This is a genomic window from Parasphingorhabdus litoris DSM 22379 (assembly GCF_020906275.1).
Classification (GTDB): Bacteria; Pseudomonadota; Alphaproteobacteria; order Sphingomonadales; family Sphingomonadaceae; genus Parasphingorhabdus; species Parasphingorhabdus litoris.
Map to the genome: position 1 here is coordinate 2,172,751 of NZ_CP086727.1, position 13,311 is coordinate 2,186,061.

A 13,311-nucleotide genomic window follows, 5' to 3' on the forward strand; every position below is an offset into this window, starting at 1 on the left:
CCCCCTAGTCGTTTCGCTTAGGCACAGTGGTCATAATGGCTAGCGCGCCGGGCGTACAAAATAGGATAGTTAGAAGGCCTGAAAAAATGCCTATCAGGAGCTTTAGCAGATGGTCGACCCCGCCTCACAAGCAGCACAATCCGGTTCACAGAATTTCCAGATGTCAGGTCAAACATCGGGGCCGGACATGCAGACCATTGCCCAGCAGATTATCGGTTCAAATCAGACGACCACCGGTTTGGACATCGCTGGAATTCGGCGTGACCTTGATGCGCTGACCGCGTTTGACAGCAGCTTGGGTGGCCAGATTAATCAAGCAATCGTCTCGGAATTAACGCCGGTACAGCAAGGCGAATTGGCCCGGACGCCGACTCTAATACAAGCGCAAGCAACCGGAACACCAGTAGCCGCCAACGATCCTGGTCCAGATGTTGCGACGCTGGCACTCGATCTTGGCCAGATAGCATTGGATATTGTCGGTATTTTCGAACCAACACCCTTTGCCGATGGTGCGAATACCCTGATTTCCCTTGGCCGCGGCGAATGGCTGAACGCAGGCCTATCGGCGCTGGGTATCATACCCTATGTTGGTGATCTGGCCAAACTTGGCAAGCTCGGAAAATGGGCGCAAACAATTTCCAATGGAATTGAACTCGCGGTGCGTAATCCAGCAGCGCGCGCAGCACTCGAGCCCGCCCTGCAACGTATTGCCGATGCCGTTAATGCAATTCCCGATGGTGCGATGCGCAGTTTGCCCGATGATGCTCAACAGGCAATCCGCGGCATGAAGGCACAGCTTGACGAGTTTTTCGGGGCTGGCGCGCGTCAGATTGATGAGGCTGTCAATGCAAATACTTATCGTGCTACCGTCCGCGGACAAGAAGTCATACTGGAAGGTGTTGATACTTTATCAGTCAATTATCTAAAGCGTGATCGTACTGCTTATGCCGCGCTGCGCCGCGAATTTAATGGCGGTATCAGAGCAGATTTTGTTCAGTCGCTTGCCGCAGACCCCCAAAAAGTAGCAGCACTTCGACAGGCCGGACTTGATGATGCAGCGATTGAGCGACTGGCATCAGGACGCATTCCACAAGGGTGGCAGGTGCATCACAAGCTGCCTTTGGATGATGGCGGCACGAATGCGTTCGATAATCTCGTGCTGATCAAGAACGATCCCTATCATATCGGCCTGACCAACGCACAGCGAAGCTTGGTTGGCGATCTGGCGGTAGGTCAATCCCGCCAGATAGATTTTCCTGTACCGCCGGGCTTTGTCTATCCAACAACATCATGATAAAGGTTTGGGCGATTATTCTTTCAATTTACGGATCAAATGGCATGAAAGAGACTTTGGAACTTATCGCTGTTGAGCAACGAACAGCATCGGAAAACGTTCATGCTCCTGCATCTCACGATCATATCGAGAATCTCAAAGCCGAAGCCAAAAGCAGGCTGTCTGCTGAACTTCCTGACGAATTTCTGGACTTTTTGGCTTTATATGATGGAGTAGATTTCAACGGTGTTGTCATTTACGGTTCGCACCAGTCGCATGACAATCGAGATCAGTCAGGTTTCTGGCAAGGCTTGATTGCAGCAAATGCGGAATGGCGCGAATCTGGCGATCATGAAGAATATGTAATTCTGGGAGAGACTGGAATGGATATTCTTACCGTGGACAAAAATGGCCAAAAGCCTGCCGCGCGCGATCGCGTCTCTGGAGATATAGTGGAAGAGTTTCCCTCTACTGCCATGATGATTGAACGCTATCTCAAAGCTCATCTTTAATAGTCAAAGCTGAAAACCAACTGGCGTCACTTTTCCACAGATCAAAGCTTGCAGGAAAAGACTTACCTCCGGTTCACGGGCCAGACGGCGTCCCGACACCGCGCAAGACTTCGGTCGCAACCTCAGTCCGCGTCCCCAAATCGTGAAGCAGCGCCTCCGCAATCAGCGGCAAAATCAGGATTAGGATGAAGGTCGCGGCAACGCTTTTTATGGGCAGCGACAATATAAAGACGTTAAACTGCGGCGCGATCCGGTTGAGTAAGCCAAGACCGGCATCGATGACGTAAAGCAAAATTATCGCGGGCGCAGCGAACAGAAAAGCGAGTGTAAACATCCGGCCGAATTCGGCCTGAAACAATGTGACACTGTCGATATTGAGACGCAGCTCACCCGGTCCGATCGGCCAGATAACATAGCTTTCCATCACCATACCAACCAACAATGTGATCCCCCCAGCGGTGACAAAGACGACCTGACCAAAGCGGGTAAGCAAATCCGACGTCAGCGAGGCCTGCGTACCAGTCATGGGATTGACGATCTGGGCAATCGTCGCGCCAACCTTATTGTCAATCATCTCCCCTGCCGCGGCCATTGCCCACAATATCGTGCCAAAAAAAAATCCAATTACAGTGCCCGCACCTGCCTCTTTAGCAAAGACGACTAACCAGCCAATCGCGCTCAAATCGCGCGGAATGAAATCAGCCTGTAAATTGAACGCGACCAATCCAAAGGTGATGATGATACTGTTGCGAACCATGGCCGGAATCACCGCCGTTGAGAATAAGGGCAGAAAAACCAAGGCAAAAGCAAAGCGGGCCGATGACACACCGACCAACAGGGCCTGTTCCGTCCATGGTGCTATCGTTGTGAGCGCGTCGCCTAACGAGGGATCACCTGCAATCACCGTTTAACCTACCATAGTATAGAAACGGGAAAAGATATTATCGCCGAATGTATAAAGACTGCCGCCAACCAATGATGCGGTTAAAAAAATCGTGAGCACAATGGCGAAGAATTTCAGTGTGAATTGCAGCGTCTGTTCTTGCAGCTGTGTTGCCGCCTGGATGATCGCGGTGATCAGGCCGACGACCGAAGCCGCGATAACCGGCGGCGCCGAAAGTAGCAGGATCAGCCACAAGGCTTCAGTCGTCAGCCCTAAAATATCGGCGCTCATGCGCAATATCCCCGGCTAGACATAAGAGAGCACCAGTCCCTGGGTCAGTTTCACCCAACCATCGATCAGGACAAATAATAATATCTTGAACGGCAGGGATATCGTCACGGGTGACAACATCATCATCCCCATGGCGAGCAAGATATTGGAAATGACCATGTCGATAATCAAAAACGGTAGGAAGATGAGAAAGCCTATCTGAAAAGCGACTTTCAATTCCCGGACAACAAAAGCGGGCATGACCACGATGAAGTCGCGTTCGGTCAGCTCGGCAGCTTTCTCTGGATCGCTTAGTCGTTGTTGGGTACGCAGGAAAAAGGCCCGTTCTCTGGGATCACTATGTTTCAACAAAAATAGCCGCAAAGGTTCCTTCGCCTTATCCGCGGTTGAAAAAATTGCTCCAGTATCGTCAATTGGGGACTCTACATCGGGCCCCTCACCTTCGATGCCACTGACCTGTTCGGTATAGCCCGCGGCTTCAGACATATCTTCGAGTACCGGATACATGACATAAACGGTGAGAATCAGGGCCAGTCCGTTGAGGACCAGATTGGGGGGCACCTGTTGCAAGCCCATTGCACTACGTAACAGGGCTAGGACGACGACAATTTTTGTGAAGGACGTGACCATTACGGCGAAGAAAGGAGCCAGTGCGACCAGCAGAACCGTAACAAGAGCGGAACCTGGTGTAAAAGTGGATAGGTCCATCAGGCCGATTCTCCCGTCGGCGTTGTTTTCGGTTTCGATGAAGTACCGGTTGGGCTGACCGCTTCATCCTTTGCTGTTGCGAAGCCGGGGGATGGGTTTGTCGCAGCGACATTATCCATCAGCACAGCGAAATTTGTGCCCAGCTTGACGATTTCTCCACTGCCAATTGCCTGCCCGGCGATGCTTAGATCAACCTGCAATCCTTCGCGCAGCGGCATGAGATCAAGCGTTGTCCCTTCGGCCAGGCTAGCAAGCTTATCTGCCGTAACGGTGATATTTCGCAGACAGATATGGATGGGAACCTCAAATGATCTGGTTGCAGATCCGGGGTTTTCTGATGTTGGATTGGGGGAGATATCGTCTGCCATGGACGTTGTTCCTTGTTGATCATCGCTTGGAGGATGGCGGTTATCGCGTTGACCGGTGCCAGTTTGGAAAAGTCCAGACTGTCTATCCCACAGCCCATCAATCTCTTGCGGCTGGCCGGAATATTCTGGGTCTGCGATAAGCTTGGCTGCCAGTACGCCGGAATCGAGCAAGAATAAATCGCCGCTTGCAAGCCTGTCAGCAGCGGACAGTGCAAGGGACGCTCCTCGGAGAATCAATTCTACAAGCACAGGTATCCCATTAAGATCGGCGATCATTGATGGTTGCGGCAGATTTTCGACGTGTTGCAGCTGAGGCGCAAATCCAAAACGGGCGGTGCAGTTTTCGCTGCCAGTAAGTTCTATCCAGAGCGTTTGTGCCGGCCATTCGTTTGCCAAAGCCGCCGGTTCGATCGCATGACCGGACCGGCGTTCAAACATCTGCAACAATGGTTCAAACCGATCAAGCAGTTCGACAAGTGTGTCGAGATCGTCCTGATGGACATGTACCGGACCGTGGTCCGTCGCCAACGGTTGAAAATAGCGGCCGGCATTGTCGGAAAAAACCGGTGGGTTGGAAGGGCTAGGAAGGCTTTCCATAATCTTGGACGAGGTTGGTAAACCACCTTTATGGCCTTCCACTTCGCTCGTTGGCAGAGCTGAAAATAGCGCGCTCAGGCGATTGGCAAAGGCCTTGGGTGCAGGATCAATATCCCTAAGTGCATGAGCAGCGGCTTCGGGCTGTTCTTCCGCGAGTGTTGCCGGCCTTTGCAGTTGGCTCTCCTCTTCACTTGCAGATGTTTCCGGCTTCCGATCTTGTCCGAACATGAAATGACTCATGGCCGGGCCTCTCTCAGACTCGCCAAGATCGCCGGGTCAATCTTCCTGGGCGGATCATCCGCACCACCGTGGGTGCTGTTGATTCTTTGGCCATGTTGATCCCATTCTGCCAGCATCGTAATGATCCCGCCACCGACACCGAGCAGCAACTGCTCTCCTCCAATTTCCACCAGAACCAATCGTTCGCGTTGGCCCAGAGGCAAGGCCCGGATAAAACGCATCGGCCGTTCGCTGCCGCCTTCGCCTGCCTCACTCATCGTCCGGTCCTGAAGCTTGCGCAATAACCAGATCACGCCCCAGGCCATTCCCAGCACAACAACCATTGCGATAACAATGGCCATGATGGAGGAGACCACCGTACCAACGCCCATGCTCAATCCTCCTTCACGCGGACATCATCCGCATCGGCAAAATCGCCATATTCATCATTTTCGAACGCCATATTGTTCGTGCCAAGTTCCTGTTCCATCGGTGCTTGTCCGGCTTTGGCCTTGCGCGCCCACAGGATGATTTCGGCAATCGCGTCAAACATGTCTTCCGGTACGATTTCACCGGTCTCTCCGCGCGCCCACAATTGCCGGGCAGCAGCGACGTTGCGAATAATCGGCACATCATTGTCGCGCGCGGCGTTTCGCATCATTTGCGCCAACGGGCCCTGGCCTTTGGCGGCAATGACCGGCACAGGCGTGTCATCTTCATTATAGTCCAGCGCAATGGCAAGATGTGTGGGATTCACCAGTAAGGCGGCGGCGTTACCGCTGGCTTGGGCAGCGTTGCTATCGGCCCATTCCTGATGCAACTGACGGCGATGGGACTTCACCATCGGGTCGCCCTCATCATCCTTATGTTCTTGCCTGATATCGCGGCGGCTCATCTTCATCTTCTTGATGAAAGCATGCTTTGCGTAAATCCGGTCGAGCAGAGCAATGAACAAAAACAACGCCGCTGACCACATCAGCAATTGCAAGGTAATTGAATAGATCAGATCGAGCGTACGTGATCCGGCTATCTGTCCGGCGCCCGCCTGATCTGTCCATAATGCTTGCCGGACGATACCGCCCACTTCGCCAACAGCGCCGAAAAATACCAGGATGACAATGCTCACCAAAGCAATGACTTTCAGCAATGTTTTGACCATCTCTACCAGGCCGTCTTTGCCGAACATCCGCTTTAACCCTTCAACCGGATTGAGCTTGTCGAGCGTCGGTTTCATCTTTTCGCCAGTCATAACTGGACCAGCCTGAAAAAATTCGACGAGCATGCCGATGACAGCCAACGGAGCAAGCAGCAAGGCCGACAATCCGATGAATAGCCACAAGGCTCGTTGGCCCAGTTGATCGAGAGCGGTATCAAAAGGCATGCTGGTCGCTTGATTGAGCATCGCGAGGGCAAACTGACCGATGAGCAAACAGCAATAGCCTGCAGCGACGGCGAAAAGCAGAAGAAAAGTGACAGTCGAGAAGGCCGCGCCGACATCTTTTGATTTGGCGATGTCGCCTTTTTTCCTCGCGTCCTTCAACTTCTTCGGAGTCGGTAGCTCCGTCTTGTCACCGCTATCCTTATCTTTGTCGCTCATCGCAAAAATCCATCGGGTGGTCAGAGTCGCTACCTTGGATATTTACTTGTGAACGCAAATAGTGGTGCAAGTCAACATTGTGTGTTGCAGGCTGTTGTGAATTCGAAATGACGTTACGTTTTTTGGGCTTAACTTCTGATAAGGCGACAAAAAGCTCAGTTTAGTGCGGGTTAGACGGGTGTGTATGACGCTTTTGTTAACTTAAAAATACTGAACGATTACATGGTGTTTTCGTTGGAATCCGCGATTTTTGCGAAATTCAACTACTAACATCAGAGTCAGTTGTGCGATTATCCGAAAATTAACCATTCTTTACTTTGTCACAAAACAGGTTTACTCAATTGAGAACCGAGACATGGACGACGAAGCTGGGGATTTAGGCGGCGTCGATAACCCCCCTATTTCTCGGCGAAAGGTTTGGCTATGCTGGCTGTGAAGGGATCTGGCAGGCGCAGTGCGTCTGTCAGCAGTGGACGCAGATTTGTTTTTTTAGCACCATTTTTGATATCAACCTTCATTGCGGCTCCGCCCGTTTTCGCTCAGCCTATTTCCGTCAGTGATTCCGAACAATTCGCCTCGGAATTGATGTTCAATTGCCCGACCGATGGTAATATCCGAGTCGCTGACACAACATCTATCTCTAGGTTCCAATCTCTTAAAGGTTGCGCGGACAACGTCATCGTCGCACCGCCAGAAACGAGCAGGCGGCCAGTGGCGCCAATTCGGATTGAGAGCAATAACGATACCTCAAATGGATTTGATGATCCAATGCCGCGCGATGATGGCAGCCGTGATGGGAAGGCGCAGCGGGTCATGGCTAAGCATGAAAAAACGGAACCGCTGCAAAGGGAATATACCAGCGCTGTGCGTCAGTCCCGGCCGATTGCCGAGGACGAGCAGCGGGTATTGACCATCGCTCCGGACGCGCAGGAAGTTGGCGCCTGGGAAGAAGCGGCGGCCGTCAGCTCAGCAAATCATGATCTTGCTGGCCAGACGCCAGGAGCTGAGATCCTCTCGCTTCGCCCGCGGAGCTATTCGACGCGGCACGACGCGCTTATCGCAGAAATCGCGTTGCGTTATTCGATTGATCCCTTGCTATTACATGCCGTGATCAAACAAGAATCCGGTTATCGAGCGAAGGTCCGCAGCCATGCCGGCGCAGTGGGGCTGATGCAGATCATGCCTGGAACTGGGAAGATGCTTGGAGTTCCCAGCAACAGGCTGACCGACCCGGCCAGTAATGTTGATGCAGGCGCGCGGCATTTGCGTGACCTGCACGCAAAATATGGTGGAGATTTTGATCTTGTTCTTGCCGCCTATAACGCTGGCGAAGGCGCGGTTCGCAAATATGGAAACCGCATCCCACCGTTCAAGGAAACACAGAATTACGTGCGCAGTGTCAAGGCGCATTATGTGCGCTTGATTGGAGAAAACGGATATAGCGGAGTGCAATTCTGACCATGCTTTCTCAGCTGCGGTCTCATATCAACATCCCCATTCGCGCCGCAGATACGATATTGGTGCTGTTGGTCATCGCAGTGATCACATTGCTTATTCTGCCAATGCCGCCCATGGCCCTGGACATATTGGTCGGCACGAATATCTGCATTGGTATCCTGCTTTTATTGAGCGCACTATACATCGTCAAACCGCTTGATTTTTCTACATTTCCCACGGTTTTGTTGCTGACGACATTGTTCAGACTGGCGATCAGCATTGCAACCACCCGGATGATTTTGACCGATGCCAATGCCGGTCAGATTGTCGAGCAATTTGGCAAGATGGTATCAGCCGGTAATCTAGTGGTCGGTCTGGTGGTCTTTCTGATCATTACTGTGGTTCAGTTCATCGTGATATCCAAAGGCGCGGAACGCGTGGCGGAAGTGTCGGCGCGCTTTAGCCTTGATGCCATGCCTGGCAAGCAACTCTCAATCGACAGCGACCTCAGATCAGGGATTTTGACCAAAGAAGAGGCAAAAGCAAAACGTCATACGCTGGAGCAAGAGAGCAAATTTCATGGTAGCCTCGATGGCGCGATGAAATTTGTTAAAGGCGACGCTATTGCTTCCATAGTGATCGTCATCGTGAATCTGCTCGGCGGGTTGGCGGTCGGCACGCTTTATCTCGACATGTCGATGGGGCAAGCGGTCACGACGTTTTCGATTCTGACAATCGGTGATGGTCTGGCCGCGCAAATACCAGCCTTGTTTGCTGCCATGTCTGCAGGACTACTGGTAACGCGCACGACCGATGAGACAACCGACCGCGATCTTGGTCCAGCCATAGCGAAACAGATGACCGGCAAACCGCATGTGCTGTTTATAGCCGCGGGCATGTGTTTGCTTATGGGTCTGATCCCCGGCTTCCCGACGTTGGTCTTCTTTGGCTTGGCGACGGCCATGATGATCGGTGGTCTCTGGCTGTCGCCTAACACCGGCCGGTATATCCGGGATCGCTTTGGCATAGCCCAGACGCCGAAGGTGGATGACGGGGGAGAAATCCTGATTGAGCGCCCACAGCTTTCCGCCGTCGATCCACTTCGCTTGACCATCGGAATGCCTGGCCTTGATGCAGAACGCGATGCGGAACAATTTTCTAACCTGTCCGGAGCCGTCAAAGCCGAAATCCAGAACATTCAAGATGTTTTGGGCGTCCGGTTACCGCCAGCAAAAATCATCCCAATGTCTTTGGGGGATGAAGAGATTGGCGACAATATCCTCTGGTCCCTGACCGCTTTCGGTGCGCCGCTTGGAGAAGGTGTGTTTGACAATGTCGGGGACGCGCAGCCCGCCGCGGCGATTGGTCTGGAACTGCGTCGCAACTTGCCTCTGTTCCTGGGATTGCAGGAAGTGACCGATATGTTGAACTGGCTCGGCGATGATTATCCCGAAGTCGTAAAAGAGGCTGTGCGCGGTGCGCCAACCGGCACGATAACCGAGATATTTAAAATGCTGGCGGAAGAACAAGTTTCGCTGCGTAACCTGCGTGATGTCGTGCAAGCCATTGCTGAGGCCGGACAGGAACAGCGCGAAGCCGCCGGTCTGTTGCAGGTTGTCCGAGCCAGCATCCGCCGGCAGATCGTTTCCCCAATGTTGAAAGGCGGCCGATTACCGGTGGTGATGATCGGCAGTGAAGCAGAAGAAAATATTCGAGCGACGTTGACCGAAGTGGAAGGGCAAATGCGCCTTGCGATTACGCCGGTGCAGATGCGCGCTCTGATCGACCTGGTTGAAAGCGAAGCCAAAGCCGCCAATGCAACTGCGATATTAACCGCCCGTGATTTGCGCCGGCCGCTGCGTCTGATGATCGCTGCCGACCTGTTCGATCTACCGGTCATCTCGTTCAACGAATTAATCCCCTCTGTTCCTTTGGATATTGCCGCCGAGCTCCGCTGGGCCCCGCAAGCCATCGAACAGCAAGATGAATTGGAAGCTGCAGAATGATGGATATGCAAAAAATCGGCTTGGTTGTGCGCGGTGCAATCGGCTTGTTATGTCTGGTGATAGCAGCGCCGACTATTGCAGAAAAACCACCTATTCCGTCTAAAAATATCAGCATAACCGCACGCAACACGGACGTGTCGGATTTCCTAAAAAAGCTATTTGCGGAAACCGGCCTGCGCGCAAAGGTAAGCGCATCGGTTGAGCGGCAGAAAATCAATGGCCGTTTTCAGGGCAATGCCCAAGCCATCTGGGGACAAGTGTCGCGCGCTTTCAATCTCGTCGGATTTTACGACAAATCTGTCGTCCGGATATATAGCTCCAGCGAAATCCAGACGCGCAATTTTGATGATGTTAATGGCACGCAACTCGTCAGCGATATCCAGCGCATGGGTTTGACAGACCAGTATAACAGCGTGAAGACCAGCGGCGATATGGTGATCGCCTCCGGCGTTCCGGCCTTTTTGGAGCAGGTCGGCAATATGGCATCGCGCGCCAAAATGTCGTCTGTGGCCACGCCGCCGGTAACCCAGGCTGTCTATAACAAGCCGATAGTCTCCCCCCTGGTAGCAGCTGCACCCTATAAGGTTCGGTCCGAGGTCATGGTCCCGGCTTCTCGGCGCAGTCCTTACGAAGTGCGGATATTCTTTCTTCGCTACGCTCAGGCCAATGACACGTTTACCCGAACCGGTGATCGGGAAAGCCGCAATCCGGGTATTGCCAGCATCTTGAGCGGGATCATGGGGGATGGACGTTCGTCGGCAACCGTGCGGACGAGCGGGGATGACGTGGATGTTTTCAACCGACCGGCGCCGTCGGACTATGGCATTCTCGACGGCGGAATAAAAATAGTGTCGCCGCCTGCTGTGGTTAAGGAAGAAGAAAAGCCGGCACCCAATGTTCGCGATGTGAACGGGCCGCGTATCGAGGTGGATCAAACCCAAAATGCCATCATCGTCCGGGACCGACCGCAGGCGATGAAGGTCTATGAGGGTATCATTTCTTCGCTCGATCTGCCGCCCCGGATGGTGGAAATTGAGGCGGCGATTATTGATCTGAATATCGATCGATTAAAAGATCTCGGCATTGATTTTAATCTGCAGATCGACGGATTAAACGTGCTGTTTGGGGGTGTATCGGCCAATCCCGTACCGGGCTTTAGCGCCCCCAATGCGCAAGGTGAATATGTCACAGGATCGGGAGATGTATTCGGCGCGCGGATAACCGCTCTCGAACGACGCGGTGCGCTTAGCATCGTGTCGCGACCACAGCTGACGACCATGGATAACCGGGCGGCTTTGTTCAGCAACAGCCAGGAAATCTATGTTGAGGTGGAAGGACGTTTTGGCCGGCTCGAACGTATTGAAATCGGTACTGTCTTGCGGGTCACGCCAGCGATCGTGAAAGAGGGTGATAAAACCCGCGTCCAATTGCAAATCGACATTGAAGATGGCTCACCCACGCAGTCTGGCGTCAATGGCTTACCCGTCCTGAAACGGTCTCGCGTCACCAGCCAGGCGATCGTGAATCAAGGAGAAAGTGTATTGCTCGGTGGATTGACCGTCGACAGCACTTTCGATTTCAAATCAAAAACCCCGGTGCTGGGCGATATTCCTATTGTCGGTAATGTGTTCAAGAAGCGTCGAAAGGGAAGTTCTCGAATAGAGCGGCTGTTCTTGATCACGCCGCGCGTGGTTGGTCAGGGTGGACCAAGCCGGATGACCAGCACCTCTGGCCGCGCGCCCATTCCGCTCGAACAATTGCAAGGCAAAACCAAGAAGCAGCGGAGGAACAGATGAGCTTGCTTGAGCGGGACATTTCCGCAACCGGTTCTGCATCCTGCATATTGCTGCGGGTGCTGGACGGCCGTCTGGCAGGCGCTGAACATCATCTGGTCCCTGGCACTACCATGATGTTGGGGCATAGCCTAGATAGCGATATTGTTTTGCGAGGCCGGGAAACAGCTGGGCTATCCGTGCAACTGACGATGCGCGGTGATGACGTACTTGCGCATATCATTAATGGCCAAGCATCCTTGCTAGGAAGTGAAATTTCGCAAGGGGAAAGTGTCGCACTGCCACCCTATGTACCGATTAAGATCGGGGAATATCATGTGGCTGTCGGCCAACCCGGATCGGAGCGTTGGGGCGAAGCCAATGCGATTGCGCTGCGTGCGGCGGATAGTGCGCTGCAGCTAAGTGAAGAGACGGCACGTCCGACCTTGTCTGATCAAACGCGTTCGCGCTGGACGTCGATGATGAGCTATCTGCCAGGCTGGATGAAGGGACCTGGCTTCCTGATGGTAGCGGCCTTTGCGTTGATGCTGGCCTTGGCTATTGAGCCGCTGAAACAGATTGTGGACGGCGAGATTAACGGCGTTGATGACGCCCAAATCGCCGTCGCCAATGCTGGATTTTCAGGCATAACGGTGGGTGCTGATCCTTCCGGATCCAAAATACTGATTAGCGGTATTGTCCGTGATGAAGCCGAAATTACCAGATTGCAGGAATTGATCGACCGCCGCTTTTCCGGCGCCATCGTCGACGTAGAGACGACGCAGGGGCTCGCCCGCGCTGCGACAGATATGCTTGCTAGCCAAGGCGTGGATGCCGAAGCCAGGCCTGATGGAATTGGCAGGATTGAAATTGTCTCTGAATATTTGCCGATCGACCGCCAAAGTGAACTGCGAGAAAAGCTTAATAAAGATTTGCCGAAACTGGCAGGGATCAGTTTTGCGCTATCCGGCGCGCGCGGACAGGAAGATCTGAAATATTTTTTCAACTCCGAGAAATACGGACTGGCGACCTACGTCGATGGCGATCCTGGACATCTTGTAACCGCCGATGGCTCCTTCTGGTTTGAAGGCGCGACCTTGCCAACCGGTCACAAAATTATTCGCGCGCGCGGCGGGGCTTTGTCTTTTGAACGGGCCGGACAGGTGGAAGAAATAAGGACCGCACCGCCGCCAGCACAGGAGGCGATTGCTGTCGCCAGCGGTGAACCACTGGAAGGCAGCATCGTGGAAAAACCCGTTGTTGAGAACCTCGCTGTCAACAGACCCGATCAAGACCCGGATATTACCGAAAAGCCTACCGACCCGAATGTAACCCAGAAAGGAAATGACAATGAATAGCGATTTTAATGTCAATCTAAACCAGTTGGCGGCGACGCCCAACAGCGGCCAGCGGGCTCGCAGCAGCAACTGGTTCGAAGCTTTTGCCAATGCCTGGGGCAATGCTCTGGACAATCAGGCAAACGAGATTGAGATGCGTGCTAACACGCTGTCTCAAGGAGAGGATTCGCCCTCGCAGATCACATTGCTGACAGCAGAATCCATGCGTTTGAGTTTCATGTCACAAAGCTCACACACATCGCTGGATAGCATTTCCAAAGCGCTCGAAACCATGGCGCGTAAGAAGTAAT

At 53.1% G+C, this 13,311-nt stretch carries 13 protein-coding genes; 7 read left to right on the forward strand and 6 right to left on the reverse strand.

Annotated elements, in window-relative coordinates; genetic code table 11:
* The first annotated feature begins 109 nt into the window (after positions 1–109).
* Complete coding sequence (locus tag BS29_RS10405) at positions 110–1,294, forward strand: hypothetical protein (RefSeq protein ID WP_229953588.1); 1,185 nt, start codon at positions 110–112, stop codon at positions 1,292–1,294.
* A 44-nt stretch (positions 1,295–1,338) separates the two neighbouring features.
* Positions 1,339–1,785, forward strand: coding sequence for a YrhA family protein (locus BS29_RS10410; protein WP_229953589.1), 447 nt, complete (start codon positions 1,339–1,341; stop codon positions 1,783–1,785).
* A gap of 73 nt (positions 1,786–1,858) precedes the next feature.
* On the opposite strand, the gene sctT is transcribed toward BS29_RS10410, so the two are convergent.
* Genes sctT through BS29_RS10440 form a run of 6 tightly spaced genes read right to left on the reverse strand, consistent with a single transcriptional unit; the run spans position 1,859 to position 6,448 of the window.
* Positions 1,859–2,689: a type III secretion system export apparatus subunit SctT gene (sctT, locus tag BS29_RS10415; RefSeq protein WP_229953590.1), complete on the reverse strand. Its 831-nt coding sequence runs from the start codon at positions 2,687–2,689 to the stop codon at positions 1,859–1,861.
* A 3-nt stretch (positions 2,690–2,692) separates the two neighbouring features.
* Positions 2,693–2,959, reverse strand: a complete 267-nt coding sequence (gene sctS / locus BS29_RS10420) for a type III secretion system export apparatus subunit SctS (RefSeq protein WP_229953591.1) — start codon at positions 2,957–2,959, stop codon at positions 2,693–2,695.
* Positions 2,960–2,974: 15 nt separating this feature from the next.
* The gene (sctR, locus tag BS29_RS10425; protein WP_229953592.1) at positions 2,975–3,667 is read right to left on the reverse strand and encodes a type III secretion system export apparatus subunit SctR; all 693 of its coding nucleotides are present in this window, start codon (positions 3,665–3,667) and stop codon (positions 2,975–2,977) included.
* Positions 3,667–4,872: a FliM/FliN family flagellar motor switch protein gene (locus BS29_RS10430; RefSeq protein WP_229953593.1), complete on the reverse strand. Its 1,206-nt coding sequence runs from the start codon at positions 4,870–4,872 to the stop codon at positions 3,667–3,669. The genes sctR and BS29_RS10430 overlap by 1 nt, the downstream gene beginning before the upstream one ends.
* On the reverse strand, positions 4,869–5,243 hold the full coding sequence (gene fliO / locus BS29_RS10435) for a flagellar biosynthetic protein FliO (protein WP_229953594.1): 375 nt from the start codon (positions 5,241–5,243) through the stop codon (positions 4,869–4,871). Before fliO ends, BS29_RS10430 begins: the two co-directional genes overlap by 4 nt.
* Positions 5,244–5,245: 2 nt before the next feature.
* Positions 5,246–6,448: an EscU/YscU/HrcU family type III secretion system export apparatus switch protein gene (locus BS29_RS10440; protein WP_229953595.1), complete on the reverse strand. Its 1,203-nt coding sequence runs from the start codon at positions 6,446–6,448 to the stop codon at positions 5,246–5,248.
* A 711-nt stretch (positions 6,449–7,159) separates the two neighbouring features.
* Here BS29_RS10440 and BS29_RS10445 point away from each other — a divergent pair.
* Genes BS29_RS10445 through BS29_RS10465 form a run of 5 tightly spaced genes read left to right on the forward strand, consistent with a single transcriptional unit; the run spans position 7,160 to position 13,310 of the window.
* Positions 7,160–7,906, forward strand: a complete 747-nt coding sequence (locus BS29_RS10445) for a lytic transglycosylase domain-containing protein (protein WP_229953596.1) — start codon at positions 7,160–7,162, stop codon at positions 7,904–7,906.
* A gap of 2 nt (positions 7,907–7,908) precedes the next feature.
* Positions 7,909–9,891 (forward strand): flagellar biosynthesis protein FlhA, encoded by a 1,983-nt coding sequence (locus BS29_RS10450; protein WP_229953597.1) that lies wholly within the window; start codon positions 7,909–7,911, stop codon positions 9,889–9,891.
* A gap of 5 nt (positions 9,892–9,896) precedes the next feature.
* On the forward strand, positions 9,897–11,687 hold the full coding sequence (sctC, locus tag BS29_RS10455) for a type III secretion system outer membrane ring subunit SctC (RefSeq protein ID WP_229953598.1): 1,791 nt from the start codon (positions 9,897–9,899) through the stop codon (positions 11,685–11,687).
* Positions 11,684–13,021: a hypothetical protein gene (locus BS29_RS10460; protein ID WP_229953599.1), complete on the forward strand. Its 1,338-nt coding sequence runs from the start codon at positions 11,684–11,686 to the stop codon at positions 13,019–13,021. Before sctC ends, BS29_RS10460 begins: the two co-directional genes overlap by 4 nt.
* Positions 13,014–13,310 carry a hypothetical protein gene (locus BS29_RS10465; RefSeq protein ID WP_229953600.1) on the forward strand — a complete coding sequence of 99 codons (297 nt, stop codon included), beginning with the start codon at positions 13,014–13,016 and terminating at the stop codon, positions 13,308–13,310. The genes BS29_RS10460 and BS29_RS10465 overlap by 8 nt, the downstream gene beginning before the upstream one ends.
* Position 13,311 lies beyond the last annotated feature (1 nt).

What these genes read in the sequence shown, in the direction of transcription:
- BS29_RS10405 (WP_229953588.1), top strand. Translation starts at nt 110, where the DNA reads ATGGTCGACCCCGCCTCACAAGCAGCACAATCCGGTTCACAGAATTTC.
- BS29_RS10410 (WP_229953589.1), top strand. Translation starts at nt 1,339, where the DNA reads ATGAAAGAGACTTTGGAACTTATCGCTGTTGAGCAACGAACAGCATCG.
- sctS (WP_229953591.1), bottom strand. Translation starts at nt 2,959, where the DNA reads ATGAGCGCCGATATTTTAGGGCTGACGACTGAAGCCTTGTGGCTGATC.
- sctR (WP_229953592.1), bottom strand. Translation starts at nt 3,667, where the DNA reads ATGGACCTATCCACTTTTACACCAGGTTCCGCTCTTGTTACGGTTCTG.
- BS29_RS10430 (WP_229953593.1), bottom strand. Translation starts at nt 4,872, where the DNA reads ATGAGTCATTTCATGTTCGGACAAGATCGGAAGCCGGAAACATCTGCA.
- fliO (WP_229953594.1), bottom strand. Translation starts at nt 5,243, where the DNA reads ATGGGCGTTGGTACGGTGGTCTCCTCCATCATGGCCATTGTTATCGCA.
- BS29_RS10440 (WP_229953595.1), bottom strand. Translation starts at nt 6,448, where the DNA reads ATGAGCGACAAAGATAAGGATAGCGGTGACAAGACGGAGCTACCGACT.
- BS29_RS10450 (WP_229953597.1), top strand. Translation starts at nt 7,909, where the DNA reads ATGCTTTCTCAGCTGCGGTCTCATATCAACATCCCCATTCGCGCCGCA.
- sctC (WP_229953598.1), top strand. Translation starts at nt 9,897, where the DNA reads ATGCAAAAAATCGGCTTGGTTGTGCGCGGTGCAATCGGCTTGTTATGT.
- BS29_RS10460 (WP_229953599.1), top strand. Translation starts at nt 11,684, where the DNA reads ATGAGCTTGCTTGAGCGGGACATTTCCGCAACCGGTTCTGCATCCTGC.
- BS29_RS10465 (WP_229953600.1), top strand. Translation starts at nt 13,014, where the DNA reads ATGAATAGCGATTTTAATGTCAATCTAAACCAGTTGGCGGCGACGCCC.